Origin of the sequence: Parasphaerochaeta coccoides DSM 17374 (assembly GCF_000208385.1) — a bacterium.
Taxonomy (GTDB): domain Bacteria; phylum Spirochaetota; class Spirochaetia; order Sphaerochaetales; family Sphaerochaetaceae; genus Parasphaerochaeta; species Parasphaerochaeta coccoides.
Window position 1 is genome coordinate 900,558 of record NC_015436.1, and the last position, 26,901, is coordinate 927,458.

The 26,901-nt window shown below is 50.4% G+C and carries 24 protein-coding genes and 1 tRNA gene; 13 read left to right on the plus strand and 12 right to left on the minus strand.

Annotated elements, in window-relative coordinates:
• The first annotated feature begins 44 nt into the window (after nt 1-44).
• The gene (locus SPICO_RS03930; protein ID WP_013739387.1) at nt 45-263 is read left to right on the plus strand and encodes an antitoxin VbhA family protein; all 219 of its coding nucleotides are present in this window, start codon (nt 45-47) and stop codon (nt 261-263) included.
• Nucleotides 264-297: 34 nt separating this feature from the next.
• Complete coding sequence (locus SPICO_RS03935) at nt 298-933, plus strand: Fic/DOC family protein (protein WP_169310049.1); 636 nt, start codon at nt 298-300, stop codon at nt 931-933.
• Between the two features lie 73 nt (nt 934-1,006).
• Here the strand turns inward: SPICO_RS03935 and SPICO_RS03940 are convergent.
• A tRNA-Pro gene (locus SPICO_RS03940) sits at nt 1,007-1,080 on the minus strand.
• A gap of 214 nt (nt 1,081-1,294) precedes the next feature.
• Here SPICO_RS03940 and SPICO_RS03945 point away from each other — a divergent pair.
• The 6 genes from SPICO_RS03945 (at nt 1,295) to SPICO_RS03970 (ending at nt 9,373) form a co-directional block, all read left to right on the plus strand.
• On the plus strand, nt 1,295-2,962 hold the full coding sequence (locus SPICO_RS03945; protein ID WP_013739389.1) for an alpha-glucosidase: 1,668 nt from the start codon (nt 1,295-1,297) through the stop codon (nt 2,960-2,962).
• Nucleotides 2,959-5,301 carry an alpha-galactosidase gene (locus tag SPICO_RS03950; RefSeq protein ID WP_013739390.1) on the plus strand — a complete coding sequence of 781 codons (2,343 nt, stop codon included), beginning with the start codon at nt 2,959-2,961 and terminating at the stop codon, nt 5,299-5,301. Before SPICO_RS03945 ends, SPICO_RS03950 begins: the two co-directional genes overlap by 4 nt.
• 95 nt (nt 5,302-5,396) lie before the next feature.
• Entirely contained in the window at nt 5,397-6,746 is a 1,350-nt protein-coding gene (locus SPICO_RS03955) for a glycoside hydrolase family 1 protein (protein ID WP_013739391.1), read from the plus strand.
• On the plus strand, nt 6,739-8,139 hold the full coding sequence (locus SPICO_RS03960; protein WP_013739392.1) for a glycoside-pentoside-hexuronide (GPH):cation symporter: 1,401 nt from the start codon (nt 6,739-6,741) through the stop codon (nt 8,137-8,139). Before SPICO_RS03955 ends, SPICO_RS03960 begins: the two co-directional genes overlap by 8 nt.
• A gap of 173 nt (nt 8,140-8,312) precedes the next feature.
• The gene (locus SPICO_RS03965) at nt 8,313-9,059 is read left to right on the plus strand and encodes an AzlC family ABC transporter permease (protein WP_013739393.1); all 747 of its coding nucleotides are present in this window, start codon (nt 8,313-8,315) and stop codon (nt 9,057-9,059) included.
• Nucleotides 9,050-9,373, plus strand: a complete 324-nt coding sequence (locus SPICO_RS03970; RefSeq protein ID WP_013739394.1) for an AzlD domain-containing protein — start codon at nt 9,050-9,052, stop codon at nt 9,371-9,373. The genes SPICO_RS03965 and SPICO_RS03970 overlap by 10 nt, the downstream gene beginning before the upstream one ends.
• Before the next feature lie 50 nt (nt 9,374-9,423).
• Here the strand turns inward: SPICO_RS03970 and SPICO_RS03975 are convergent, their stop codons facing one another.
• From SPICO_RS03975 to SPICO_RS04010, 8 genes are all read right to left on the minus strand, one after another.
• On the minus strand, nt 9,424-10,116 hold the full coding sequence (locus tag SPICO_RS03975; RefSeq protein WP_083810414.1) for a carbohydrate-binding family 9-like protein: 693 nt from the start codon (nt 10,114-10,116) through the stop codon (nt 9,424-9,426).
• Nucleotides 10,117-10,248: 132 nt separating this feature from the next.
• Nucleotides 10,249-10,866, minus strand: a complete 618-nt coding sequence (locus SPICO_RS03980; protein ID WP_013739396.1) for an outer membrane beta-barrel protein — start codon at nt 10,864-10,866, stop codon at nt 10,249-10,251.
• A 346-nt stretch (nt 10,867-11,212) separates the two neighbouring features.
• The gene (locus tag SPICO_RS03985; RefSeq protein ID WP_013739397.1) at nt 11,213-11,644 is read right to left on the minus strand and encodes a YbgC/FadM family acyl-CoA thioesterase; all 432 of its coding nucleotides are present in this window, start codon (nt 11,642-11,644) and stop codon (nt 11,213-11,215) included.
• Nucleotides 11,645-12,913, minus strand: coding sequence for a diaminopimelate decarboxylase family protein (locus SPICO_RS03990; protein WP_013739398.1), 1,269 nt, complete (start codon nt 12,911-12,913; stop codon nt 11,645-11,647).
• On the minus strand, nt 12,910-14,151 hold the full coding sequence (locus SPICO_RS03995) for an LL-diaminopimelate aminotransferase (RefSeq protein WP_013739399.1): 1,242 nt from the start codon (nt 14,149-14,151) through the stop codon (nt 12,910-12,912). Before SPICO_RS03995 ends, SPICO_RS03990 begins: the two co-directional genes overlap by 4 nt.
• Before the next feature lie 119 nt (nt 14,152-14,270).
• Nucleotides 14,271-15,185, minus strand: coding sequence for a 4-hydroxy-tetrahydrodipicolinate synthase (gene dapA / locus SPICO_RS04000; protein WP_013739400.1), 915 nt, complete (start codon nt 15,183-15,185; stop codon nt 14,271-14,273).
• 43 nt (nt 15,186-15,228) lie between these two features.
• Nucleotides 15,229-15,975, minus strand: a complete 747-nt coding sequence (gene dapB, locus SPICO_RS04005; RefSeq protein ID WP_013739401.1) for a 4-hydroxy-tetrahydrodipicolinate reductase — start codon at nt 15,973-15,975, stop codon at nt 15,229-15,231.
• Nucleotides 15,976-16,131: 156 nt separating this feature from the next.
• Nucleotides 16,132-18,657, minus strand: coding sequence for a DNA topoisomerase 3 (locus SPICO_RS04010; RefSeq protein WP_013739402.1), 2,526 nt, complete (start codon nt 18,655-18,657; stop codon nt 16,132-16,134).
• A 276-nt stretch (nt 18,658-18,933) separates the two neighbouring features.
• On the opposite strand from SPICO_RS04010, the gene fdxA reads away from it, so the two are divergent.
• The 4 genes from fdxA to SPICO_RS04030 all read left to right on the plus strand — a co-directional run bounded on the left by fdxA (nt 18,934) and on the right by SPICO_RS04030 (nt 21,315).
• Nucleotides 18,934-19,101, plus strand: a complete 168-nt coding sequence (gene fdxA, locus SPICO_RS10085) for a 4Fe-4S ferredoxin (RefSeq protein ID WP_013739403.1) — start codon at nt 18,934-18,936, stop codon at nt 19,099-19,101.
• Nucleotides 19,102-19,279: 178 nt separating this feature from the next.
• Nucleotides 19,280-20,494 carry an exodeoxyribonuclease VII large subunit gene (xseA, locus tag SPICO_RS04020; RefSeq protein WP_013739404.1) on the plus strand — a complete coding sequence of 405 codons (1,215 nt, stop codon included), beginning with the start codon at nt 19,280-19,282 and terminating at the stop codon, nt 20,492-20,494.
• A complete protein-coding gene (gene xseB, locus SPICO_RS04025; RefSeq protein ID WP_013739405.1) occupies nt 20,491-20,730 on the plus strand; it encodes an exodeoxyribonuclease VII small subunit in 240 nt (79 codons plus the stop codon). Before xseA ends, xseB begins: the two co-directional genes overlap by 4 nt.
• Entirely contained in the window at nt 20,731-21,315 is a 585-nt protein-coding gene (locus SPICO_RS04030) for a DJ-1/PfpI family protein (protein ID WP_013739406.1), read from the plus strand. It abuts the gene before it with no gap.
• A gap of 162 nt (nt 21,316-21,477) precedes the next feature.
• On the opposite strand, the gene SPICO_RS04035 is transcribed toward SPICO_RS04030, so the two are convergent.
• Nucleotides 21,478-22,581, minus strand: coding sequence for an aminopeptidase (locus tag SPICO_RS04035; RefSeq protein WP_013739407.1), 1,104 nt, complete (start codon nt 22,579-22,581; stop codon nt 21,478-21,480).
• A 53-nt stretch (nt 22,582-22,634) separates the two neighbouring features.
• Nucleotides 22,635-23,405 carry a pseudouridine synthase gene (locus SPICO_RS04040; protein ID WP_013739408.1) on the minus strand — a complete coding sequence of 257 codons (771 nt, stop codon included), beginning with the start codon at nt 23,403-23,405 and terminating at the stop codon, nt 22,635-22,637.
• 400 nt (nt 23,406-23,805) lie between these two features.
• On the opposite strand from SPICO_RS04040, the gene SPICO_RS09715 reads away from it, so the two are divergent.
• Nucleotides 23,806-25,890, plus strand: a complete 2,085-nt coding sequence (locus tag SPICO_RS09715; protein ID WP_013739409.1) for an RCC1 domain-containing protein — start codon at nt 23,806-23,808, stop codon at nt 25,888-25,890.
• A 98-nt stretch (nt 25,891-25,988) separates the two neighbouring features.
• On the opposite strand, the gene SPICO_RS04050 is transcribed toward SPICO_RS09715, so the two are convergent.
• Entirely contained in the window at nt 25,989-26,699 is a 711-nt protein-coding gene (locus SPICO_RS04050; RefSeq protein ID WP_013739410.1) for a Bax inhibitor-1/YccA family protein, read from the minus strand.
• Between the last annotated feature and the right edge of the window lie 202 nt (nt 26,700-26,901).

The following is a 26,901-nucleotide window of genomic DNA, read 5'->3' on the forward strand; positions in this document are numbered from 1 at the left end:
TGCGGAAGTGGCATTATATACTGATGTTGTGACAGGAGAAAAAAATGACGAGAGAAGAGCAGATTGATGATGCGATCAAGCAGACAAAAGCTATTTTCGCTATAGAGGGTATGTATGTTACAGAGGAAGAGGAAGAATTGCTCCGCAGAGAATCCAAAGGAGAGATAACCACAGAAGAATATAATCGGCTGAGCGTAAAGGCGGCATATGATGAATTCTATGGTTCTATGAACAAGAGGAAAGGTGTGAAGAATGAGCAGTAATTGGGACGGAGATTTTTCATATCCAAATTCAAACATGCTGCGTAATAACTTCAATCTTTACAATTCCGGGGAAGCAGGACTTTTATATCTTATTGAGAGAAAGATAACAACGAATACTGTAAAAAAACTACTTGAAAGATCCGAGGGAAAAACTATTAAGGTCAAGGATTTTGACCTGCCATTCTTGCAAGGACTTCATAAGGAGATATTTTCTGGTGTGTATCCGTGGGCAGGGCATATGAGGACTTTCAATATGGCAAAAGGAGATACCTCTTTCTGTCCTGCTGATTATATAGCGACGCAAGGGGAATATATCAGGCAGAAGATTCAGGATACGAACTATCTTCGGGACATGTCAAAAGAAGATTTCGCATATAAATCAACGGAGCTTTTCGACCTGGTGAATGACTTGCATCCTTTCCGGGAAGGAAACGGACGGACTCAGCGGGTTTTCTTTACGTTGCTGGGGCGGCAGGCGGGCTATGAGCTGGATTTCTCCAAGATTCCTTCTGAGTTGCATAATGAAGCGGCGATCCGTGCAGCCCACGGGGACAAGAGAATGTTGCTTGACCATTTCCGGAAAATCGTTGCACCGTTACGTGAGCCTAATAATGTGGAGCTTCTTGCTGTGACTAAGGAGCTTTTTCTTGGAAGGGAACTAACACGATAAGACATATTGGTACATCGGTATGATCATAAAGAAAAGGACCTGCCTGGAAAGGCAAGTCCTCTGTATTCCGGTATCGGGCTGGCCGGATTTGAACCGGCGACCCCAAGTCCCCCAGACTTGTACGCTAAACCCCTGCGCTACAGCCCGGAACAAGCCTCCGACCATCGTCGGCGACAGGTAATGACACTAGCACAGTTGCATATTCATGTCAATAAAACCGGAGGAGACAAATATCTTGGCAAAAACGCCAATGAACTGGATGACATCTTCCTCATAACATAACATCTTCCGGTGGCGTTGCCCCTGATAATGTACTAGATTGTATTCATGCCCACATACCCTGTGGCAGAGGAGAACATTCATGGAAAAATGGTGGCATGACGCAGTAGTTTATCAAATCTATCCTCGCAGCTTCGCCGACTCCAACGGAGACGGCATCGGCGACATCCCCGGCATCATCGCTCGACTGGATTATCTGAAGAACTTAGGCATCAATCTCATCTGGCTTTCTCCGGTGTACCGTTCCCCCGATGCGGATAACGGCTACGACATCAGCGACTATCGGGACATAGATCCACGTTACGGAACCATGGCGGACATGGACGCCCTGATTGCCGAAGCAAAAAAAAGAGACATCCGCATCGTCATGGATCTGGTAATCAACCATACCAGCGACGAACATGAATGGTTCCGCCAGAGTCGCGACCCAAAAAGCCCTTACCGCGACTATTATATCTGGCGACCGGAAAAGAATGGCGGCCCGCCCAACAACTGGACCAGCTTCTTCGGCGGTGACTGCTGGAAGAAAGATGAAAGAAGCGGCGAATACTACCTGCATCTTTTCGCTGAAAAACAACCCGACCTCAACTATGACAACCCCCGCGTCCTTGAGGAAATCAAGGATATCATGCGCTTCTGGCTGGACAAAGGAATAGGAGGATTCCGATGCGATGTCATCAATCTCATCCACAAGACATCGCTCGTAGATGGAAAGAAACGCCTTGTCCTTACTGGAAGCGAACACTACATCTCACAAGAGGGAACCCATGAGATTCTCCGTACCCTGAGAAAAGACGTGCTTTCTCATTATGACTGCTTCACCGTCGGGGAGACTGTCTTTGTCACCCCACAAATGGGACGTGACCTGACAGATGAAAAACGAGGGGAACTTGATATGATCTTCTCCTTCGAGCATATGGAGACAGACCAGTTCTTCGTAAAATGGTTCAGAAGGAAATTCTCCCCTGCTCGCTTCGCCCGTTCCATAGCAACGTGGCAGAATGCCCTGGAATGGAACGCACTCTACCTGGAGAACCATGACCAGCCGCGCAGCGTCTCCCGTTTCGGCAATGACGGCATGTGGTGGAGCCAGTCGGCCAAGTTGCTCTGTACCCTTCTGTTGACCCTCCGTGGCACTCCCTTCATCTACCAAGGAGAGGAAATAGGCATGACGAACTTTGACTTCACATCGATGGAACAACTCCAAGACGTGGAATCCCACAATATCTACCGGATGGCGAAGAAGCTCTGCATCCCCGCCTCCTACCGCTGGAAGATGATGCAAAGGACATCACGCGACAACGCTCGTACCCCCATGCAATGGACTGCGAAAGCTCATGCCGGATTTACGACAGGAACACCATGGCTTGGCGTCAACGCCAACCATCAAAGGATCAACGTGGATTCCCAGAAGGACGATTCCCAGTCGATACTCAGTTATTACCGGACGATGATTGCCCTTCGCGCCTCGCTTCCGGTACTCCGCACGGGTTCTTTCCATGCCGTGAAGATGACAAAGAGTCTGTTCATCTATGAAAGGCAGCTTTCCGGACAACCTTCCGAACAGTCTTCAGACGAAAAGATACGGGTGTTGCTTAATTTCAGTCCAAGGAACGCCAAGGCGGAAGGAAACGGAGATGTGTTGCTTTCCAGCTATGGGAATCAGCGCACGACGTATGATGGAATCCTCCGTCCTTGGGAAGCCCTGCTCCTGCGTTCTTCTGAGACTGAGCCGGAGAAAAAGCGATGATTCATGAAGAAAACGGCCTTTTCAAGCTGGACACGCTCCATACCAGCCTGTGGTTCCGCGTCACGCGCCATGGGCATCTGGAACATATCCACTACGGAGACAGGCTTTCCTCCGACCAAGATGCGGATGGCCTGCTGCTCAAGCAGTCAACACTTCCCGGCAGCAGTATCCTCTATGACCAGAATGACCCGTATTATTGCCTTGATACCCTCGCCCTTGAATGGTCAGGAATCGGACGCGGGGACTATCGGCAGTCACCGGTGGAAATCAAGATGCCGGACGCCTCCTTCACCTGTGATTTCATCTACAAGTCGCATGAAGTTTCCCTCGGATCTTCCCCTTGCGCCGACCTGCCCTCCGCCACAGGAGAAGACGAAGACTGCTCTACGGTAAAAATCACCTTGGAAGATATCTCGAATCATGTGGAACTGTTCCTATATTATACAGTCTACGAGGCCACCGATGTCATCACGCGCCGCGTCGTCCTGAAGAACAACAACCGCAAATCCCTCCTGATACGCCGCCTGATGAGCATGATGATGGACATGCCGGACAGAGGCTTCAAACTAATCACCTTTGACGGTGGATGGATTCGGGAAGGGCATCGCCACGAAAGACCGGTAGCTCCAGGAATTTACATCAACAGCTCTACCACGGGAGCTAGCAGCAACCGTCACAACGCTGGATTCATCCTGTCCGAAAAAGGAACCGGAGAAGACAACGGACGGACATGGGGCTTCAACCTTGTCTACAGCGGCAATCATTACGGTTCCGTAGAACTGTCGGTACAGAGCGTCCTGCGTATCCAGGTGGGTATCAATCCCTATTGCTTTGAATGGGAACTTGGCCAAGGAGAATGCTTTGAGACTCCAGAAGCGGTCATGACCTTCTCATCCAAAGGATTCAACGGACTGGGAAGGAACTTTCATGATTTCATCAACAAGCATATCGTGCGAGGTTCCTGGAGAGACGCTGAACGACCTGTCCTTTTCAATACATGGGAAGCCAATTTCTTCAATTTCACAGAAAGAAAGCTCATCCGTCTTGCACGACAAGCCAGGATCTTGGGCATAGAGACCTTCGTCCTGGACGATGGATGGTTCGGCACACGAGATGATGACCGGCAGGGACTTGGCGACTACTCGGTGAACAAGAAGAAGTTACCTAAGGGATTGAAGCGTCTGAGCAGGAAAATCAGAGTACTTGGCATGAATTTCGGCCTGTGGTTCGAGCCGGAGATGATTAACGAGAACAGCGAGCTCTACCGGAACCATCCGGAATATGCTGTGACCACTCCGGGCAAGGAGCCGACCAGAGGACGAAATCAGCTTGTTCTTGATTTGTGCAACCCGGAAGTACGCAATTATATTGTTTCTTCACTTTCCCGTGTCATGGACGAAGCGGAAGTATCGTATGTGAAGTGGGATATGAACAGACACATCAGCGATGGATTCTCCCATTGTCTGGAACGTCAAGGCGAATTTTTCCATCGTTACATCCTGGGACTCTATGACATTTTGCGTCGTGTCTTCACTCCCCGTCCCCACATCCTGTTGGAGAGCTGTTCAAGCGGCGGTAATCGTTTTGATCTTGGCATGCTCTGTTTTTCTCCCCAGATATGGACATCCGATGACACCGACCCCATCGAGCGATTGAAAATACAGGGAGGCTTGTCCTGCCTCTATCCTCTCTCTACCATGGGAGCGCATGTCTCTGACTCACCCCATCAGCAGACGCTCCGCGCTACTCCCCTGCACACACGTTTTAATACGGCGAGCTTCGGAAGCCTGGGCTATGAGTTGGATTTGAAAAATCTCACTCCTGTCCAGAGGAAAGAAATACAACATCATATTGCCTTCTATAAGGAACATCGGAGGACTTTCCAATATGGCAGGTTCTACCGTCTGGACAGTATGGCGGACAACACTGTGAACTGGCTCTGCGTGGCTCCCGATGGAAGCGAGGCAATCGCGGGCGTCTTCCGCACACTCTCCGAGGCGGCCCCACGGGGAGATATCCTTGCCCTCAAGAATCTTGTTCCATCTGCCTCCTACACAGTCACATCCTGTCCCCAGATGCTGTCCGTCCGTAGTTTCGGAGGACTGGTCAAGCACATTACACCTATAACCCTCAAACCTGACGGTCTGGTTCTCCGCCTGGTCGACCATTACCGTGGTGTACCCGACGGCAGGGAAAGCTACTCATGTAAAGGAGACACCTTGATGAGTGGACTCCATCTGGCGACTACCTTCTTGGGGACTGGCCACAATGAACACATACGGCTCATGGGAGACTATGGTTCAAGCCTTTATGTCATAAAGCGCAAAGAGGCAGTATAAAAGTGCTTTTGGTTTTAGTGTTTTCCATAATTTTTAGTGTATGTTAGATATAGTTTTTATATTATTATCATATTGTTATTGTATGGGGGAGAAAAATGGCATTTACTTTTCCTGATGACTTTGAATTGGGCGTTGCCTCGGCCGCGACGCAGATAGAAGGCGGAGACACAGCCAATAGCTGGTATGACTGGTACGCCACGGGTCACATCCCGGATGGCTCCGATCCTTCGGTGGCAACCCGGCATTACGAACTGTATGAAGAAGATGCACGCCTGATGGAAAGCATGGGTATCCGCCACTACCGCATGGGTCTTGAATGGGCGCGGCTGGAGCCGGAGGAAGGGGTATTCAATGAAGAAGTCTTTACCCATTACCGTGACGAGATACAACTCCTCCAGAGCATGGGAATTGAAATCCTTCTCACCCTCCATCATTTCACCACTCCCCTGTGGTTCGAAAAGCTCGGTTCTTTTGAGAACCCAAAAAGTGTAGAGATATTCCTGTCCTTCGTGAAGAAAGTCATTGAAGAACTCGGTGACCTTGTGTCCCAGTACATCACGATAAATGAACCGAATGTCTATGTTTCCCACGGATGGTTCCTGGGGGCATGGCCGCCGGGAAAGAAATCCATGAAAGCGGCTTTCCGCGTGATGACCACCCTTTGCGTCTGCCACATCCGTGCGTATACTCTAATCCACGACATGCGCCGCTGTAATGGGTATGATGATACCATGGTCAGTTATGCTCATCACATGAGGTCTTTCGTCCCCCTGAAACGCTACAACCCCATCCATCTCATCATGACACCTCTGTTCCACCGAATCTTCCAGTCCTCCATATCCCGTTCTTTCCTTACCGGCGCATCCTCATGGCCCATCGGACGGATGAAGGGTATCAGAAAAGGGTTGTACTGTGATTTCCATGCGGTGAACTATTACAGCCGCACCGCAGTCTCCGGCCTTTCCGACGGCACTCTGCCCCATGTTCCGGTGAACGACCTGGGCTGGGAAATCTACCCGGAAGGGATAGTAAAAAACACACAGGAGCTGTTCCGTCTCGCAAACTTGCCAATCTATATCACGGAAAACGGCACATGTGACAATGAAGATTCTTTCAGGAACCGGTATATCAGCGAACATCTGAAAATGCTTTGTGAAAGTGGTCTTCCGGTCAAACGCTATTATCATTGGTGCTTCACCGACAACTTTGAGTGGCTGGAGGGGGTTTCTGCCCGTTTCGGACTGGTAGCGGTAGACTATGCCACCCAAAAGCGGATAATCAAGAAAAGCGGGGAATTTTACATCAGGATGATTGCCGAAAAAGGTATTTCGGAAAATCTTGAGAAAGAATATTGCAAGCAGGCTTACCGGCTCGACACAGCACATGTGACCGCTGCCCCTGATGCCACGGAAAAGCAGAAGAAACAGGAGAAAAAACATGAGTAGCCGCGATACGTACAACAAGTATTTCTTTGGGCTTGGAACCATAGGACGGGACATGTTCTACGCCATGGTCAGCATGTATTTCGTGTGGTTCCTCACCGAGGTAATGAACCTCGATGACCGTATGTTGGCATGGACCGGAGGAATCCTGACTGTCCTGCGCGTCTTTGATGCCCTCAATGATCCCCTGATGGGCGTCATCGTGGACAATACTGTCTCACGTTGGGGAAAATTCAAACCGTGGCTCATTTCAGGCGCTCTGATGGGCGTGTTGTTCTTCCTTCTCCTTTTTGCCGATTTGGGACTTACAGGGCCTACCTTCCTGATTGTCTTTGCCATATGTTACCTGGGGTGGGATCTCACCTATGGGCTCAATGACATTGCCTATTGGTCCATGTTGCCTGCACTGTCGCTCAACCAGAAGAAACGTGAGAAAATCGGGGCATTCGCCCGCATCTGCGCCAACATAGGACTCTTTTCCGTGGTGGTCGGCATCCTGCCCGCAACCAATGCTCTCGGCTTTGCCGTAGGAAGTCTCCGGCAGGGCTGGTTCATCTTTGCCGTTATCATAGCGATACTGATGGTCGGATTCCAGCTTTTCACGGTCTTTTTCGTGAAGGAATACCGGAGTGAATTCCGTCAGGAAGAAAAAACGTCAGTCAGGGATATGGTTCGAGCCATTTTCGGCAATGATCAACTTTTGTTCATGGTCATTTCCATGGCACTGTTCATGATCGGGTACACGACGACAACCAGCTTCGGTACGTACTTCTTCAAATATGCCTTCGGCAATGAAAACATGTATCCTGTATTTGCCGCCATTCTCGGTCTGACGCAGTTCTCCGCCTTGGGCGTCTTTCCTCTTTTCAGCAAGCGTTTCACCCGCAAGCAACTGTATTTCGGTTCTACGATTTTTGTCCTTGCAGGCTACACGCTGTTCTTCATCTCCCCCATGAACATCATTCCCATCGGCGTCTCCAGCGTCTTACTTTTTGCGGGACAGGCGTTCATCCAGCTTTTGATGCTCATGTTCCTTGCGGACACCATTGAATACGGTCAATGGAAAAGTGGAAAAAGAAATCAAGCAGTGACTCTCTCCGTCCAGCCTCTGATTAACAAAATAGGAGGCGCTGTGGCGACCGGTATTGTGACGGCGACACTGATTGTATCCGGCATCAACCGTGCCGCGACTCCTATGGATGTCACTTCCCAGGGACTGCTGGTCATGAAGATTGCCATGCTGCTGATTCCCCTGCTCTGTATTGTGGCAGGTTATATCGTCTATCGTTTCAAATACAAGATAGACAAGCAATTCTATGACAGAATCGTGGATGATCTGGTTCAGCGGGGAGACATTGTGGGGATTAGGGAAACAAGGGACGGAACGGAGAGCTAGGACGGAGAGCCAGAACGCCTTACATTGACATGCTCCTTCAAATATGTCACATTCTGGAAAACGGGAAATGACATTCTGTTTTGGTTTTCCGTTTTCCCCGTAGCACACGTAATTTTTTGCCTCGCCATGCACGTGCAAGCATGACGTACTTGCATGCTTTTCCTGAGGAGTCTATGTCGGCAGAAAGGAATAAGGAAAAAACCTTGGGGATTTCAGAAGGGATCCGTGACGGTATCCCTGTATTCGTCGGATACATCTCCGCTTCAATCGCCTTCGGCCTCACTGCTTCCATCATGGGTTTTTCCCTCTGGCAATCACTGTTGTTCTCCGCTTTGGTCTATACTGGTTCCGGTCAGTTTCTTGCCTTGAAGCTGATCCGCATCGGCGCGACGCCCGTGGAAATTGCCTTGGGCGTATTCATGCTCAACCTCCGCTACATGTTCATGACAGCCTCCTTGGACCGCAAGCTGCCCTCTGACATGGGTAAGGCAAGGAAATCACTCCTGAGTTTCTGGATAGCGGATGAATCCTTCTCCATAGCGGCGCTCCGTAAAGGTCCGCTGACCCAAAAATACTTGTTCAGCCTCGTGCTGACCTGTTATGGCGGCTGGTTGCTCGGAACTACTGTCGGAACTCTCGCTGGCAGTATTCTGTCACCAGAACTCCAGATGTCCGCCGCAGTGACCCTGTATGCCATGTTCGCGTCCCTTCTGTCCACTGAAGCACGTACAAACTGGCTTATCCTGGCGGTCGCCGGAATATCTGCCGTCCTGAATACCATTCTGACAATATTTACACCGCTTGCGGCAGGATGGACCTTCATCATCTCCATGGTAGTAGCTACTATAGCCGGAGCGATCTTCATGCCTGACAAGGAAAAGAAATCCGACATGGTCGGCGGGGAGGCGGAATGCCCGTAAGAACCTACCTCATTCTGCTAGCACTGAATATCATGGCAACCTACGTCTCCCGCGTCCTGCCTTTTCATGTGCAATTTCTCTCCCGACTTCCCCGCTTTGCCAAAAAATGCATGGAAGTCCTCCCCATAGCAGCTCTGGGCGCACTCATCTTTCCCGGAGTCATCACCGACTTCATCGGCGAAGGGAGCGTCTGGTATGCCGGTCTCGCAGGTACTCTTGCAGCAGCTTTGGTTGCTCGTAAAACCAACGGTCTGCTCCTTCCGGTCGTCAGTAGTTTCATCGTCACATGGGGAATTCTGACCTTCCTGGGTTGAGCTTCCTTAGATGAAGATTCCGTACGATTGTCGGGCAAAACGCGGAAAGCTCAAGAGGAAATGGTCGGAGAAAACACCAGTCGTCCGAAAAATTCCGGGCGATGAAAATCTGGCTTAGGCGTGTCTATGGGATTCCACACAAGAAAATACGGTCTCTCCAAACCATCGCCGCACGCTTGGAAATTCGCTTCAAGATACGGCAGAATGTCCATATGTCCCGGAGGCATCAGTCCGAATACTGTCAGGTCAATGGAAATACGGGCAGTCCATTCACAGCCTCCCGTACCATCAGTATCGTCATGGAGGCTGTTCGACAGTATGCGCACTTCGTAGTCTATGGACTCATCAATCGTTTCGGGAGCATAGAGTATCCGGTTAGCCCTGCTCTCCCCCCGTCCTACCTTGATGTATCCGGTGGCACTGAACTCAAAGTTGACATATTCCTCATCACGGGGATTACGCAGAAATACTTCCACGCAACTATCAGCATGCACATCTTGGTTATGAGCAGTACACATACGCCTCAATTCAGGCGCAGATACCCGATAGAGGAGCTGAAGTCTGTTCGCTTCACGGGATACCCGCACCGACACGCTCACGGGAGCAAGGGCGAAGGGCTCATATTCAGGCCATGGAGACTCCATGACCGGCAGGAGAATCCCTTCCTCTACCAATCCGACGGGCACGACGCACTGTTTTGATTCCGACTTCATGAGCATTGCCTCAACTTCATATTTGTCCATGATACACCCATGATACAGGTGACAGGAGCATAAAATACTTTACGTATGTTACACATAAAAACAAAAACCGCCAAGGACATCACATATCCTCGGCGGTCCTATCATTACGTAGACAAGCAAGCAGAACAATAATTAGAATTTGTATAAAACACCAATGGACGGAGTGAATGTTATTCCAGATACAGAAAGATCGGCACTTGCACTCGCTCCGCCACTTGATACAACCATCTTTCCAGAAACAGGAATGCCTATGGCAAGTCCGGCATTTACAAAAATGGTATCAGACACATTATAGACGAGATCCACACCTCCGATGATACTAGAGATACTGAGAGAGAGGCCCGCTCCTGAGTCTTCGTCCGTCTGGGTTGTATAACCAAAGCCAACACCAGCATGAAGATCAAGCTCATCACTCACCGCATATCTATATTGCCCCTTCACACCAAAATCTATAACTATTGGCTCATCACTTACATCAACTTTGATTTCATTCATCTTGTCAGATAACATTTTTACAAGACCTAAGGAATATCCAATTCCCCATTCATCATTGTCGCCGAAGTAAGAGGCCCCCTTCACACCAAAACCCAGACCCGTTGCTGATTGGTTTATGCTACCGCTAGCCCCTTCGGATGTCATTGTTCTTTGCAAAAAATCCACGCCAACGGAAGCTCCGATATAATTGACTCCGGCAAACAGGAATCCACTCACGCCAAGCAGAACAAGAAAAACAACAATACATTTTTTCATACGCGTTCCTCCACCATGCTTTTAGCTTTCTAATTATACTATTAGAATTTAGAGTAATTTTACGCATTTTACTACCTGTACTATTAACAGTCAACGAACAAATATAACGTTTCGATGTTCCGATGAGTTTTGTGACGGTTTTGTGCCGGGAAAAATGCACAGCTCACTGCTTATATAGACCTATGGAACGACATCCTCGCAAAACCGGAACTGTTTATCATCCTGCAAAGAGTACCTATGGCGACTAAAAACCAATGTGACGCCATTGATGTCGTCCCTCGAATCAAAGAATAATTTTATCAGATCTTACCGGACATCAAGGCTTATACGCTTTTTATCTTTCACATCATACAGGTTCATCTTTCCCGCCCTGGAGTGCACAGGAGAGCCATTCAGGAATTGGCGCAGGACGCTTTGCCGCCATATCCATGGCAGCGACCTTGATACGTAGCTCGGCAAGCACATCTTCACCCCGCATCACCCTCTGATGAAAGACCATGGAGAAACGTTTCATGTCCTCCACGGAAGTTTGAATTTCCAGAATGTCATCAAGAAAACCGGGCTTCTTATAATCAATGGTGGCTGATGATATGATGAATGCCAAGCCAGTAGTTTCCATCAAAGCACGCTGGCTTCCTTGAGCCCCGACGACCATCTCCGAGATTGTCCTGAACATCTCCGTCCGGGCATGTTCGGCAAAGTCCAGGTACCGGGCATGATAGACAATGCCTCCGGCATCAGTATCACTGTAATAGACACGGACAGGAAAACGAAACATTCAGACCTCCACGGGAGAATCGGGAAAACGCAGGGTTGCCACATAGTCATCATACGTCTGGGCGCGGCGAATCATCACGACCGTACCGTCTGCCTTCAACAGGTATTCAGCCGGCCTGAGCTTAGCGTTATAATTGAAGCCCATGGCGTGCCCATGAGCCCCAGCGTCATGGATGACCACGACATCGCCCGGCTTAACCGGAGGGAGCCTGCGGTCAATGGCGAACTTATCGTTGTTCTCGCATAGAGAACCTGTCACATCATAGACATTATCCGCCGGAACACCTTCTTTGCCCAAGACAGTGATATGATGGTACGCGCCATACAACGCGGGCCTCATCAAATCGGCCATGCATGCATCCAGTCCGACATAATCCTTGTACTTGTGGGCAACATGCCGCACACGACTGACCAGATAACCATGAGGCCCCGTGATGCAGCGCCCACATTCAAAGACGATACCCAAGGGCGCAAGTCCGGCGGGAATAATCATCTCATTGTACAGTGCTTCCATCTCCCTGCTGACCATGCCAAGATCCATAGGTTTCTGGTCAGGCTTATAGGGTATTCCTATTCCCCCGCCCATGTCGATGAACTCGATACGCACATCAGCTTCCTTTTTCAAACGGATGCAGAGGGCGAACAACATCCGGGCAGTCTCCACGATATATGAACCGTCCAGCTCATTGGAAGCTACCATGGTATGAAGGGCGAAACGTTTACTTCCCAGTTCTTTCATCCTGACATAGGCTCCGACAATCTGGTCGGTCGTCACCCCGTACTTTGCCTCGACAGGATTACCGATGATGGCATTCCCCGTTCGTTCTGCCCCAGGGTTGTAACGGAAGCTGATAAGTTCCGGAACCTTCCCGTCTGTCGCCCTCAACAAAGCGTCGATATGAGTGATGTCGTCCAGATTGATTACCGCCCCCATCTCATAAGCCTCACGGAACTCATCGTCCGCCGTATCATTGCTGGTGAACATGAGTTTCTCGCCACTGAGACCCGCAGCACGGGAAAGCCTGAGTTCAGGCAGAGATGAACAGTCGGCGCCGAAACCATGCCCGGCAAGCATTTTGAGTATGACAGGATTGGGACATGCTTTCACCGCATAATAATTGCGAAATCCGGGAGCCCATGAGAACATCTCGGAGAAATACCGTGCCGTATCACGCAAACCCTTTTCATCATACAGGTAGAAAGGAGTCGGCAGAGAGTCAGCAATCCGCTGGATTTCATCGCTGGCGACCGGCAGTTTCTTTTGGATCATTCCAGATCCTCCTTCCTCAAATTTCTCCTTATTGAAGCCATGGCCGCCTCCACGTCTTCCTTGTGACCATACGAAGACACTCGTACATACCCTTCTCCGGAAGGACCGAAGCCTGCTCCAGGCGTCACGACCACATGGCATTGGTCAAGAAGCAGGTCAAAAAATTCCCAGCTCCCCATCCCCTTGGGTACACGCGTCCAGACATAGGGACTGTCTGTACCACCATGGACGGTCAGACCAACAGCCTGAAGACCTTGACGGATGATGCGGGCATTTTCTTTGTAATAGGCCACAAGACTCCTGCTCTGGGCAAGACCATCTCCATGCAAGGCCGCAAGACCTCCACTCTGGGCAAGATTCGAGGCTCCGTTGAAGAAAGTACTCTGACGGCGGAACCACATCCTGTGCAGCTCGCCGGGCGCGGAATCAGTACAGCCTAAGCTCTTGGGAACTATGGTCCAGCCCAGACGCACTCCAGTAAAACCGGAAAACTTCGAGAAACTGTTGATTTCAATGGCACAGAGTTCTGCCCCGGATATCTCATATATCGACCGGGGAAGATTGGGATCGGAAATATACTCGCTGTACGCGGCGTCATAGATGATGACCGCCTTATGCTCAAGGGCATAATCGACAAAATCTTTCAATTGGCTTTTGGTAGCAACGGCCCCCGTGGGATTGTTCGGATTGCAGAGATATATCAAATCGACATGTCTTGCAGGAACGGCGGGGATGAAGCCCTTTTCCTCCACGCAGGGAAGATAGACAAGATTGGTATAGCGTTCTTCCTGCTGTGAATACGTCCCGGCGCGTCCCGCGACAACATTGCTGTCTACATAGACAGGATAGGCAGGATCTTGGACAGCAACGACGGAGTGGCTGTCGAACAACTGCTGGATGTTCGCGGCATCGGCCTTGGCCCCATCGCTGATGAAGAACTCATCTGGCTGGAGATGTACGCCCAATGTCTTGTAATAACCGGACAGGGCCTCCCGCAAGGTGGGTTCTCCCTGTTCGTCCCCATAGCCCGTATATGTTTCCCTATGTGCCAGAAGTTCAGCCCGCTCCTTGATGGCGGCGACCACCGCAGGAGAAAGGGCTTCAGTAGTATTGCCAATGCCCAGGCTCAGGACGGAAACACCAGGATGCAGAGCCTTCCACTCATTGACTCTCCGCTTGATTTCCGGGAAAAGGTATCCGGCCGCCAGTTTTCTAAATTCTCCGTTGACTGATGCCATGGTTTTCTTCCTTCATTATAAATATGTACATTATAGTATGTACCAGGCTATGCACTATACTACACCCTTATCTTTGCGATATTTTTTACTACCCCGCTACCCCACCCAAGGGCAATGCCTCAGGCACGGAACGCTTCCGGAGCTACGCTCTTGAGCTTATCAACGGCAGCCTGGAGACGGAGCCTGTGTTCTTCCTTTTCCAAAGAACACATAGGCAGCCTGAATTCTTCATTGCACCATCCGCACATAGCCATTGCTGTCTTGATGGGGATAGGATTGGTTTCAAGAAAACATGAATGGAAAAATTCGTCAAGCTGTGCCCCTAGCGCACGCGAGCCGTCCCTGTTTCCGGCAAGAGCTTGCGCCACCATGGTGGACATCAGGCGGGGAAACAGGTTGGAGGCTACCGAAATGACCCCGTCGCCTCCGGCTTCGATCAAATCAAGAACCATGTTGTCGTCTCCGGAAAGCACACGAAAACCATGTCTCCTATGGGCGATGACATCCTTCATCTGGTTCAGATCTCCCGATGCTTCCTTAACGGCCACGATGTTGTGACAGTCGCGGGCAAGGGCGGTCAGCGTCTCCGTTTCCAGATTGACACCTGTACGCCCCTTGATGTTGTACAGGATGCAGGGAAGGGAAATCGCCTCGGCGATGGCCTTGAAATGCAGGTACAGCCCCTTTTGAGTTGGTTTGTTGTAATATGGGTTCACCAGGAGGACAGCATCGGCGCCCGCTTGTTCCGCATGGAGGGAAAGCCGTATGGCTTCGCTGGTCGCATTGCTTCCTGTACCCGCAATTACCGGAACCCGACCTGCGGCGTATTCAATGACCAATTCAATGACCCTGTCATGCTCCGGATGTGTCAGCGTAGGGCTTTCCCCTGTCGTCCCGCAAGGAACAAGCCCGCTGATACCGCTACCGATCTGGTATTCGACAAGACGAGCCAAAGCCACTTCATCGACTTCTCCCGTTGCGGTGAACGGCGTGATAAGAGCAGTATGCACTCCTCTGAATTCTTCATATGTCATGATATTCCTTCCCTTTTTCGAGATTTTTCCTTCGTCATGCGCCTTATGCGCCCATCATGTCATCAAGGGTAAAAAAACCCTTGCGGCCATCTGCTATCCACTGGGCTGCGGCAAGTGCTCCATAGGCGAAACCCTCACGAGAACGTGCCCTGTGGGTCAGCTCCAGAGTATCCGCCGGACTGTCAAATATGACGGTATGAGTGCCGGGAACACTCCCTACCCGACCAGAGACGACATGCAGTTCATCGGCAGCCCGCATCCTGTCCAGCCGTCCTGTCTCCACGTGTTTCTTGCGTTTCACGTTGTCCATGATAGCCGTGGCAATCATCAAGGCCGTGCCGGAAGGACTATCCGCCTTGCCGGCATGATGGAGTTCACTTACCAGGGCATCGTAGTCGTCAAAACCATCGATGAGGCGGGCGGCATGACGGACAATGGAGACGAACAGATGCACCCCGATGGAAAAATTCCCGCTGTAGATGATGGCGGCACGGTTTTCATCCACCTGAGCGCGAACCTCATCCAGACGCTCATGCCATCCGGTAGTCCCTATGACCGCGGGTATATCTTCCCTTGCATAGAAAAGGATATTATCCACAGCCGATTCGGGCGATGAAAAATCTACGACAACATCACATTCTTTCATGGCGGAGGCAGAAAGCGTGCGTGCCGTTACTGACGGAGAATCCATGACGGGGTCGATGATGGCCACGACTTTCCATCCTTTCTGTCGGGCGAGAGACTCAATCAGGTGTCCCATTCGTCCATAACCAACAATTCCAATGCGCATGACATCCTCCGTGCAGAAAGCAGGATAACAAAATAATCACATTAAGTCTATAATAAAACTAAATGTTATTATAGTAACATAACATGCTTTATAATTCCTCTCTTTCAGGAGTTCTTTTGAGATATCACCGGTTTCCCGCACGGAAACAGTACGCTGCTATTTTTTCTTGCGTTCCCGTCTCTTTTCTTCATCCTTTTCCTTGCGTTTTTGGGAAGCGGCAAGGAAATCAGCAAACGTTCCGCCTGCTCCGACAGGTTCTTCAACGGGCTTCCCCGCGTTTCCCCATGCCTTGCCATTACGGGATATCTCACCGGAACGGGAGCCTGCATCACCCTCCCCTACGGCACGGGAAGGACGGCGGAAGTCGCCGTGCTCGTGTTGTCCGCTTCTCTCCCGATCATTGAAACGCCTGTTCGCCATCTTGCTTGGCCTGACGACTTCCATAACAGTCTCCCAGGTGTATTCCGGTTCCTCATCATCGGGGAGACTGAAAGAATTCATCACGCCCTGTGACTTCTTCACGGGATCGGGTACGGATATGACGGACGCAGGGGGGCGTTTCTTGATGACCACCTTTCTGACGATGCCCGCCGAAGATGCCACGACTACCGTAGATGTCGGTTTCACACGCTTGGTCGGAATGACAGGCTTGGCGGTGGAAATGCCAGCAGTCTCCGCTTTCTTCTTCTCCGGAGATTTCTGACTCTCTGGCGCCTTCTGTCCAGGTGGCAGGAGAACTTTTTTCTTAACCTCCATCTCCTCATAAGAGCAGGACAACTTCTGGCAGATATAATGGGGACGCTCAAATTCATCAACCACCCGCATCATCGCCGTAGCGCAATACGGGCATTTCTTTCCATCGGGGAAATGAGGGTCGAATACCAGATGACTGGCGACAACTTCGTCCACCAAATCGGAAGCGTTCTTCTTGATGTCACGGATGAACACTGCGGCATCTTCACTGCCATCGGAAATACCCGCAAGGCGTTCTTCCCACCTTCCTGTCAGTTCAGGACTCCTTAGCTGGGCGGGAACAAGTCTGATGAGCTCACGTCCGCGAGGCGTAGGTACAAGACTCTTGCCTTCTCTCTCGACATAATGATTCTGGAGGAGCTTCTCAATGATATCCGCGCGTGTCGCCGGAGTTCCCAAACCATTGCCCAGGCGTTTTTTCAAAGAAACGTCATCAACGAAGCGACCAGCATGCTCCATGGCAGAAAGCAAGGTAGCTTCCGTATAGCGTTCCGGAGCGGCGGTAGTCATGCGGCGGGTCTTTACCGAAACTATGGCCACATCATCCCCTTCTTTCAAACCGGATAGACTGCTGTCGGAGTCACCTTCGTCCTCATCGGATACCGCGCTCCTCCGGCCGATAATCCGGGCTATGTCCCTCCATCCCTGGACAAGGGGTACGGTGAAACGGGTTACGAACTTCTGTCCATCCGCCTCCGCCTCCAAACTTGTGCTGGTGTAGGTATAATCAGGAGACAGAACCTCAAGGAAGCGGATGATGACCAGTTCCCACAAGGCTTTTTCCTCGGTGTTCAACTTTTTCAAGTCAACCTTCATTTCCGTGGGGATGATGGCATGATGGTCGGTGACCTGCTCATCCTGAACGAACCTTTGCTCATCGACGCGCATCATGCCACCTGCATACAGTCCTGCCCGTGGTCCGAAAGGCGTCCCGGCAAGAGCCCGCAATCTGTCCGCCAAAGTTGGGACGATGTCATGGGATATGTACCGGCTGTCGGTGCGGGGATACGTCACAATCTTGTGTACTTCATACAACCGTTGCAATACATCCAAAGTCTGCTTGGCGGAGAAGTCAAGGACATTGTTCGCATCCTTCTGGAGTTCGGTCAAATCATAGGCAAGCGGCGGTTGCACAGTCTTCTCCTGTGCTGTCAGCGCAGTAATCTTTCCCGTCTTGCCCGGCAGGGATTTCTCAAAATCCTCGGCTGACTGGGCATTGGTGATGCGTGCAGAGTCATCCTTTCCCCTCCAAGACGCGGAGAAAGAACCGAAGTCTGCTTTCAGAGTCCAATAGAAAGAACCTGTGAAAGCGTCAATTTCATCTTCCCGTGCGCACATGAGGGCAAGTGTGGGCGTCTGAACGCGACCTGCTGATAGTTTGGCATCATAACGGCACGTCATGGCTCTGGTGACATTCATGCCGACATACCAGTCAGCCGCGGCACGGCTTTCCGCAGCGGCATAGAGATTCAAATACACATCCCCATCCTTGAGGGATGAGAAGCCTTCGCGTATGGCAGAATCGGTCTGGCTGCTAATCCACAAGCGTTGGACAGAGCCTTTCCATCCACCGAGTTTCATAATCCACCTGGCGACAAGTTCTCCTTCCCGACCAGCGTCCGTAGCAATGATCAGGCCATCCACATCGGGACGGGCAAAGAGTGTGGAAATGATGGTGAACTGTTCGGCAGTCTGTTCAATGACTTCTTGTTTCAAATCCTTGGGCAGCATGGGCAGATCCCTGATAGACCATCTTTTGTACGATTCACTGTATGCCGCAGGCTGGGCAAGCTCGACCAAATGACCGAGGGCCCACGTGACTATGTAGGCGGGTCCTTCGCTGAAACCTTTTTCCTTGCCGGTACATCCCAGCACTCTGGCAAGTTCACGCCCGACGCTGGGCTTCTCCGCAAGCACGATCTTTTTCACTGTCATCTCCTCTCATTGCGCAACAGCAGGAAAACTGTTTTTGACTATACCGAAGCATTCCGAGACAGGCAAGAGTACCTCTCCCACAACATAAATCTGCTTATCCGCTTCCACTTCTCATGATTCCTGCGCAGTCCGGAGATGTTTCCCAAGACAAGGGGAACTGCCTGTTTTTTGGACAGAATGGACAAATCCCGTCATTCTCTGCTACAGATTGCTTGACCGCTCCTATCATGCGGATTATAGTAAAGCATAGCTTATTCCAAGGAGCACATCATGGCACATAAGATTACTGATGCTTGTATAGCATGTGGCACTTGTCAGCCTGAATGTCCTGTCAATGCCATTTCTGAAGGTGATATCTACGTCATCGACGCTGATGCCTGCATTGACTGCGGAGCATGCGCCAGCGCATGCCCGACCAGCGCAATCATCGCTGAATGATATCGCCCATATGTCAGTAAAGAGACGCCCGGCGTGAATGCCGGGTGTTTTTTTGTCCATTTGCCCCTCTTAAAGTCATTTTTTTTTACTGAACCGACCAACAGTTCCTTTATCTCCCGTTTTCCCGTATACTGGCGGGTGCCATGAAAATGGGTATTTCAGACGAAGGAGCCTGACCGTGGACAATGCCGGACTTTTCCCTTCTCTTTCATTATCAGTTTCCGAGCTGACATCCCTGATTAAGAAAACGCTTGCCGGAGGGTTCTATGACTTGAACGTTGAAGGCGAGATTTCTAATTTCAGGCCGTCTTCCTCCGGTCACTGGTATTTCACGCTCAAAGATGCCGACGCAATGCTCAGCGCAGTCATGTTCCGTGGCAAAGCCTCCATGCTCGATTTCTTTCCACGAGATGGCGAGATGGTCGTAGTGACCGGAGCCATAGATGTCTATGAAAAGCGCGGGACTTACCAGATTATCTGTTCATCAATGACCCGTGTCGGGGAAGGGAACCTCCAAGCCAGACTGGAGCAATTGAAGAATCACTATGCTTCCCTTGGATACTTCGACCCTGCGTCAAAAAAGTCCATCCCTCCGGATCCACAGCGTGTTGCCGTGGTGACAAGCGAAAGCGGAGCCGCGCTGCATGATATCCTCCAAGTACTCGGACGCAGGGCGGCGGGACTTGATGTGGTCATCCTCCCTACTCGTGTCCAAGGTGATGAAGCCGCGGCATCCATTGCCACACGCATCCGTCAAGCCGACCGCTTCCTCTTGGGAGATGTTATTATCGTGGCGCGGGGTGGAGGCTCCCTGGAAGATTTGATGCCGTTCTCCGACCCCTCCGTCATTGAAGCCATCCACGACTGCGCCCTGCCAGTCATCTCGGCTGTCGGGCATGAGATTGACTGGATGCTCAGCGACTATGTGGCCGACATTAGAGCTCCAACTCCCTCGGCAGCGGCGGAACTTGTCAGCGCAAGCCGTTCAGAACGGTTGGAAAAACTCCGTGCTGTCCGTTCCACACTTGTTCATCTCATCCAGAATCGCCTTTCAGAGGCGCGTATGCTTCTGAGTCAAGCCTCTCCCCGCACACTTTCCGAAAGGCTGGTCAGCAGGATTGAGCAGAACCGCTATCTTCTCGACGACATGGATATGAGAATGAAGGAAACCCTTTTGCACCGCTTTGAACAGGCACGGAGAACTCTTGCCAGCCACACTGCCCAGCTTCAGGCACTCTCCCCGCAATCTATATTGGAAAGGGGATACGCGGTCATCACCGATACAATGACAGGACAGAATATGACATCGGCTACCCAGCTTGCCGGAGAGAAGGACATCACCATCCACCTCCATGACGGCAGCGTGGCGGCGACGACCAGGAGGACAAAATGAGCTTTGAGAACGATATGAAAAGAATCGAGGAAATCACCGAAAGATTGCGCGACCGCTCTACCCCACTTGACGATGCGCTCAAGCTTTTTGAAGAAGGCGCCAAACTCGCCCGTAAAGTTGACGAGAGCCTGTCAAAAATGGAGAGAAAAGTGGAAATCCTTGTCGGGAATCCTGAAGAAGATGCTTCCGGCGTTGAACTTGAGGACTTTCTTTCTGACGGAGGAAACACGGAATAAATGGACGTAAATGTTTTCCTATTCCCTGATTTTGAGACCTTGGATGCATTCGGCCCGGTTGAAGTATTGGGACGGATAGAACAATACACCTTGTGCTACGTTTCAATGAACGGAGGTTTGATTACAAGCCGGCAGGGTACACAGATTCTTACAAAAAGCGTTGACGAGGCCGATTATTCAGGAATCCTGCTGCTTCCAGGGGGACAAGGAACAAGATGCCTTGTCGATGATGCCGCGTTCATCAGGACATTAACCGGCATATCACAACAGGCTATGTATTGCCTTGCTGTTTGCACAGGTTCCGCCCTGCTTGCCAAGACCGGACTTCTGGACAACAGGAAAGCGACGTCAAACAAAAAAGCTTTCGCATGGGTGAAATCGACCAATGGAAATGTCACGTGGATTGAAAAAGCGCGGTGGGTCGTGGATGAAAAATATTATACGTCTTCAGGTATATCAGCGGGCATAGACATGACATTGGGCTTTATCGCGGATCGGTTTGGAAATAAAAAAGCGGAAGAAATCGCAGAAGCCATCGAATATATCTGGAATACTGACAGCACCAATGATCAATTCTCCACGTAAGCCAATTCTATCGATATTTACTGTTTCCTTGCAGAGATAAAAAAATACAAAAACAAGACGTTCTTTTTAACTGGCTCTCAGGAGTTGGAGAACTCTTGAAGGTCAGTTCATTTCGAACGCCTGTCTGGACATCAACCATATAGTACGTATGAGAACCCTGGCCTACAGATTCAGCACTTTGAGAGCCTCATGGACGAATACCCCGTCCTTACGAACCAATACTCCGTCCATCCATATTTCGCCTCCACCGACAGCCGCATCCTGACGCTGAACCAAGTCCCAGTGAACCGCGCTCCTGTTGCCGTTGAAGCAGTCGTCATACGCATTGCCCGGAGTGAAATGGAGGGAACCACGTATCTTCTCATCAAACAATGTATTGTCCATAGGTTCAGTGACCTGTGGATTGACACCAAGCGCAAATTCCCCCACATAGCGGGCGCCTTCATCGGAATCAAGAATCTTGGTAAGCAAGACATCATCATCGGCATGAGCCTCGACAATCTTTCCATCTTTGAAAGTAAAACGCACATCAGAGAATTTATGACCGCGGTATGTGCTGTCACAGTTGTAGGCAATGGTTCCATTCACGCTGGTGCGCACGGGAGCCGTATAGATTTCCCCGTCAGGGATGTTCATTTCTCCGGCGCAAGGAATCCAGCCCAGCCCTTTGACCGAGAAGGAAAGGTCTGTTCCAGGAGCGATGATGCGTACCTTGTCAACCGCATCGAGGAATGGTTTTGCTTCGGTGAATCTGCGCGCCATATCTTCGTAATCAACCTCTGTCGTCACTTTGTAGAAGAAATCCTCGAACTCGCGCGTGGACTTCCCTGCCTGCATTGCCATGATTTCCGTCGGGAACCGCGCCACCACCCATTTTGTATGAGGAACGCGGATGTCTCGATGAACGGGGGTATTGTACAACTTTGAGGAAAGCGCCACCTGGGAAGGTATGCTGGCAAGCTCACGGACATTGGCTATTCCGCGTATGCCAATGTAGGCATCCACCGTCTTCATCCGGTAGCTGTCCACGTCAGCCCAGACCTTCAGGCTGTCCTCCGTGGCACCTTCCACCATAGCCCGTTCAATCCGTTCACTCCAGACATTGACGACAGGATTCCCACCTGCCTCATAAACGGCCTCAATCAAAGCTTCCGTCATGGTCACGGGAAGATCTATGGCCTCTATCAGACAGCTCTCGCCTTTCTGTAGCCTGACCGAATGACTGACAAGCAAAGCAGCCAGTTTTTTTTCACGTGTTACGTTCATTGAAGTTCCTCCATCCATCAGAATATCCCCAGCCGGGAAAAAAGTCATTCCTTTCATGTAAAGAACATGCTGCCCAAAGTATAGACAACTCTCTCATGGGCATAGGGATCCTCGAACTCAACTTTTTCAGCGAACAGTCCCAACCGGTCATTGGGTTCTCCGCCATAGAGGGAATCGCCTACCAAAGGGAATCCATACCATGCAAGGTGGCATCGTATCTGATGCCGGAAACCTCGATATATCTGTACATGGAAAGTATTGAGTTTGCCCGGCCCTTTCTCATGGGAAACGATGGTTGTTTCATAAATCGTGTCTGTAGCCTTGCTCGCACCATGTCCTGTGGCATCTTCGCATACTGGACGGACAGCTCGCGCTCCTACGCCCCAAGGACGGAATGAGGAACGCAAGAAAAGTCCATCTTTTGTGACATAATAAACGATTTCCGATGGAAAGCCAGGAGGAAACATCTCATCGTCCTGCCGTCCGAATGACCATGCGGCATATGTTTTTGCAAACAGTCCAGCCGTCTGCTGGGCTTGCAACGCCCACCATGCCTCGTCAGTCCGCGCAATGACCGTCAGACCGCTGGTAAGGGTGTCGAGCCGATGAACGACCCCGCCCTCCCATTCATTCCTCCCTTGGACACTCCGGACATCCGGGTACAGATCAGCTACGGCATCCAGCAGAGTCTCCCCTTTACCTCCCGTCTTCAGTGGTACGGCAGGCATGCCTGCGGGCTTTGCCACAACAAGGTAGGAAGGGGTTTCCGCTATGATGGAAAACGGGATGTCAGGGATGGAAAGTTTCGTCATGTCACTCATCATACGGCAAAATGCTTCCTCCTGACAATCAGGGCATGTGTGTGAACATAAAGAAAGTATGTGTTACAAAATCACGTGAGAAAAAAGCCTAATGGCTTCATGTGTTTCAGAGCTGGCATGAATTTTCTTAACATCACGTCAAAAGGAAAAAATGAAAACATGTTTCCAAGGAATATCCGTTTAAAACGGAACATAGGCGACACTATCCGCATCTTTAGATTCGAGTAACACGAAAGTATTATATCTTTTTACGTCAAAATCATACTTTCGGGTAATCGCCAATCATCACCGATATCCCCTACATTAACTCATCAATTCATCATGCTTCGCCAGATTAACCCATCACTTCATTATGTTTTGATGAATGATTTTTGGTTTTTCATGGAAAAATAAGGGGGAAAAAGTGAGAAAAAACAGCATTGTGCTTGTAAGCATCCTCATGGTGCTTTTCGTCTTTGCTTCATGCAACGGCAACCTATGTGTTTCACACGACAACGACGTACACTTCTCCACGGAGATAGGGCGTAAGGCCACGGCAAATTCCGAATGGCAAGCCGATGATGAAGTCAGCATCTACATGGTAGCTCATGATGCCCTGGCAGCTTCTGCCACCACGGAACGTACCAACCAAGCATACACGGCTGACACAGCCTCCGAGACATCCGCTTTCAGTCCTGCTGATAATGCCAATACCTTGAAGTGGGATGACATTAGTACGAATCCTGCACCATTCTTCGACTTCATCTCCTACTATCCTTATGTGTCTTCCATCGCCAATACCACGGCTCTGCCCATACATGTCTATCCGGGTTCCGGAGAACAGGACACCGGAAAGGCTGACTTCCTGTGGGGACGCACCGACAATGTACAGAACAATACCTCAACGGTGCATCTGAAGCTTGAGCATATGCTCTCCCGCCTGATTGTCAACATCTCTCCGAGCACGACCGTTGATGCTACGGCTATCAATGATGCCACTGGTGGATTTACTGCTACGGTCAGAGGCTTGAACACGCAGACCTCAATCAATCTGAATGACGGAACCTTGGATGCTGCCAGTGTCATTGAGTCTATTGTCATGAAGGACATTTCCGACACCCTTACTCAATCTGAAAGAAATGAGGGCAAGCGCAGGTTCGAGGCAGTGCTGATACCTGTGGGCAACACGTTTGCCCTGACTAACGTGAGCCTGGAGTTTGTCCTGACCGGTGGTGCTGGCGCTGGTACATACACATGGAAGCCAAGTACCACAGGTGCTGTAGCTGACGGAGACAAGCACCTGATTCACTTTGACAAAGGAAAGCAGCATGTCTACAACATGACGCTGAATACGGAAGCGGATGAAGTCGCCGTTGCCGCAATCCAGATTGAAATCAAGGATTGGGATGACGGTGACGGCATAAACGGGGCTGCGGAAAAGGCATACAGCCTCACCTTTGGGGATAACGGAGCCACGAGAGGCAGTGCTCCGGAACGGATGTATGCCCATGAAGGAAACCAAATCACACTGCCAGATCCCGGATCATTGGAAAAGGACATCCATTACTTCTATGGATGGAATACTCTGCCTGATGGCAACGGAAGCTACTATGCCGCCGGTGAGTCCTTCACCATGCCCGCCAATGACGTGATGTTGTATGCACAGTGGCTGGTGAAGGTCAAGTCAGTCTCCGCCGGAGACGAATACACGATGATCTTGAAGAAGGACGGCACGCTCTGGGCGACTGGAGACAACTGGGCTGGTCAACTGGGTCTCGGCGCTGGGTCCACCTATACAACAAGCACGCCCGTGCAGGTCAAGGGTTCTGGTGGGGACGGATTCATGACTGATGTCGAGGCTGTCTTTACCGGAGCCTATCATACGATGCTTCTAAAGAATGACAGGACTCTCTGGGCAATTGGATTCAATCGGTATGGTCAACTGGGTGACGGCACTTCAGGCGATTTGAACAACAAAAAAACGCCCGTGCAGGTCACATCCATGAATATTGATCCGGGCAGTCCTGTCGTGACCGTCTCCGCCGGAAATTTCTATACGATGATAGTGAAGAAGGACGGCACGCTCTGGGCAACAGGACGGAATGAATATGGCCAACTGGGTGACGGCACTATAATCGACAAAGCCATTCCCGTGCAGATCAAGGATGATACCGATGGTTCCGTGAAAATGACTGATGTCGCGGCTGTCTCCGCCGGAAAGCTCCATACGATGATTGTGAAGAAGGACGGCACACTCTGGGCGACTGGACTGAACGATTCTGGTCAACTGGGTGACGACACTACGGAGAACAGAAACATATCCGTGCAGGTCAAGGGGTTTGGCGGGGTCGGGTTCATGACTGATGTCGCGGCTGTCTTCTCCGGAGAGAACTATACGATGATTTTGAAAAAGGACGGCACGCTCTGGGCGACTGGACAGAATAGTACCGGTCAACTGGGTAACGGCGATACGCACGTAAGAAAAACGCCTGTACAAATCATCCTCTGACTGAAAGCATATGGAAGTTGCCGAAATACACGTTGACCACTAGATGGATGGGAAGGCCCTTTGAGCCGGGGCAAAAGCCCCGGTGATACCCTGATACATCAGTCCCTTCTCATTACGCCCATGAAACGGAGGATGTAGAGGAAAATATTAATGAAGTTAAGATAGAGGCTCAATGCGCTGATAATGGATATCTTGGTGTATTCTTCCTCTGTCATCGTCGTGCCATACTGTTCATTGACATCCCTTAACCTCTGGGTATCCCATGCGGTCAGGCCAAGGAAAACAATAATCCCGACAAAAGAAATGATATAGTACATGGTCTGGCTTCCCAGGAACATATTGATCAAGCTTGCGATGATCAGCCCCCACAGAGCCATGGAAAAATAATAGCCAAAGCCTCTCAAATCGCGTTTGGTCAGCATGGCAAAGACACTCATCCCGCCGAACGCAACCGTAGTGGTGAAAAAAGCTATGGCGATGCTGCCTCCAGTGAATACATAAAACAAGGTGCTCATCAGCACGCCATTCAGGATGGCATAGCCAATGAAGGACGCTACCGCCTTGCCTACATCCATTGTCTTCAGGCGAGAACTCAGATAGAACACTAAAGCAAGCTCAGCAATCACAATTCCGAAAAACAGGAACTGGTTGCTCAAGATGATACTCATTATGGCCGGTGTGGCAGCGACAAGATAGGCTACAACGGCAGTGACGCCAAGTCCTGCTGTCATCCATACATAGACATTCCTGATCAGACTTCTTTCACGTACTTGGGGTGTCGTCAGGACATACGCCCTTTTGTCATTCATATTTCGTCCTCCCTTATGGTGTTATCATATTATTGGCTGTTGATGATAATTTCGCCTTTATCGTGCTTCACGTCAAGCGGCGTACCATGTTTTTTCCATGTATCGCGCTATCTTCTTATCTTCTCTTTTTTAGCTGACTTTCTTTTTCCTTAAGACTCTTTCATTTCATAGACACGGCATCAGTGCCGATGTTATAGTTTGA

What these genes read in the sequence shown, in the direction of transcription:
- xseB (WP_013739405.1), top strand. Translation starts at nt 20,491, where the DNA reads ATGAGCTTTGAGAACGATATGAAAAGAATCGAGGAAATCACCGAAAGA.
- SPICO_RS03955 (WP_013739391.1), top strand. Translation starts at nt 5,397, where the DNA reads ATGGCATTTACTTTTCCTGATGACTTTGAATTGGGCGTTGCCTCGGCC.
- SPICO_RS03970 (WP_013739394.1), top strand. Translation starts at nt 9,050, where the DNA reads ATGCCCGTAAGAACCTACCTCATTCTGCTAGCACTGAATATCATGGCA.
- SPICO_RS03930 (WP_013739387.1), top strand. Translation starts at nt 45, where the DNA reads ATGACGAGAGAAGAGCAGATTGATGATGCGATCAAGCAGACAAAAGCT.
- dapB (WP_013739401.1), bottom strand. Translation starts at nt 15,975, where the DNA reads ATGCGCATTGGAATTGTTGGTTATGGACGAATGGGACACCTGATTGAG.
- SPICO_RS04050 (WP_013739410.1), bottom strand. Translation starts at nt 26,699, where the DNA reads ATGAATGACAAAAGGGCGTATGTCCTGACGACACCCCAAGTACGTGAA.
- fdxA (WP_013739403.1), top strand. Translation starts at nt 18,934, where the DNA reads ATGGCACATAAGATTACTGATGCTTGTATAGCATGTGGCACTTGTCAG.
- SPICO_RS03980 (WP_013739396.1), bottom strand. Translation starts at nt 10,866, where the DNA reads ATGAAAAAATGTATTGTTGTTTTTCTTGTTCTGCTTGGCGTGAGTGGA.
- SPICO_RS03945 (WP_013739389.1), top strand. Translation starts at nt 1,295, where the DNA reads ATGGAAAAATGGTGGCATGACGCAGTAGTTTATCAAATCTATCCTCGC.
- SPICO_RS03975 (WP_083810414.1), bottom strand. Translation starts at nt 10,116, where the DNA reads ATGGACAAATATGAAGTTGAGGCAATGCTCATGAAGTCGGAATCAAAA.
- SPICO_RS04035 (WP_013739407.1), bottom strand. Translation starts at nt 22,581, where the DNA reads ATGAACGTAACACGTGAAAAAAAACTGGCTGCTTTGCTTGTCAGTCAT.
- SPICO_RS03965 (WP_013739393.1), top strand. Translation starts at nt 8,313, where the DNA reads ATGTCGGCAGAAAGGAATAAGGAAAAAACCTTGGGGATTTCAGAAGGG.
- SPICO_RS03985 (WP_013739397.1), bottom strand. Translation starts at nt 11,644, where the DNA reads ATGTTTCGTTTTCCTGTCCGTGTCTATTACAGTGATACTGATGCCGGA.
- SPICO_RS03960 (WP_013739392.1), top strand. Translation starts at nt 6,739, where the DNA reads ATGAGTAGCCGCGATACGTACAACAAGTATTTCTTTGGGCTTGGAACC.
- SPICO_RS03990 (WP_013739398.1), bottom strand. Translation starts at nt 12,913, where the DNA reads ATGATCCAAAAGAAACTGCCGGTCGCCAGCGATGAAATCCAGCGGATT.
- SPICO_RS04030 (WP_013739406.1), top strand. Translation starts at nt 20,731, where the DNA reads ATGGACGTAAATGTTTTCCTATTCCCTGATTTTGAGACCTTGGATGCA.
- SPICO_RS04040 (WP_013739408.1), bottom strand. Translation starts at nt 23,405, where the DNA reads ATGATGAGTGACATGACGAAACTTTCCATCCCTGACATCCCGTTTTCC.
- dapA (WP_013739400.1), bottom strand. Translation starts at nt 15,185, where the DNA reads ATGACATATGAAGAATTCAGAGGAGTGCATACTGCTCTTATCACGCCG.
- SPICO_RS03935 (WP_169310049.1), top strand. Translation starts at nt 298, where the DNA reads ATGCTGCGTAATAACTTCAATCTTTACAATTCCGGGGAAGCAGGACTT.
- SPICO_RS03995 (WP_013739399.1), bottom strand. Translation starts at nt 14,151, where the DNA reads ATGGCATCAGTCAACGGAGAATTTAGAAAACTGGCGGCCGGATACCTT.
- SPICO_RS03950 (WP_013739390.1), top strand. Translation starts at nt 2,959, where the DNA reads ATGATTCATGAAGAAAACGGCCTTTTCAAGCTGGACACGCTCCATACC.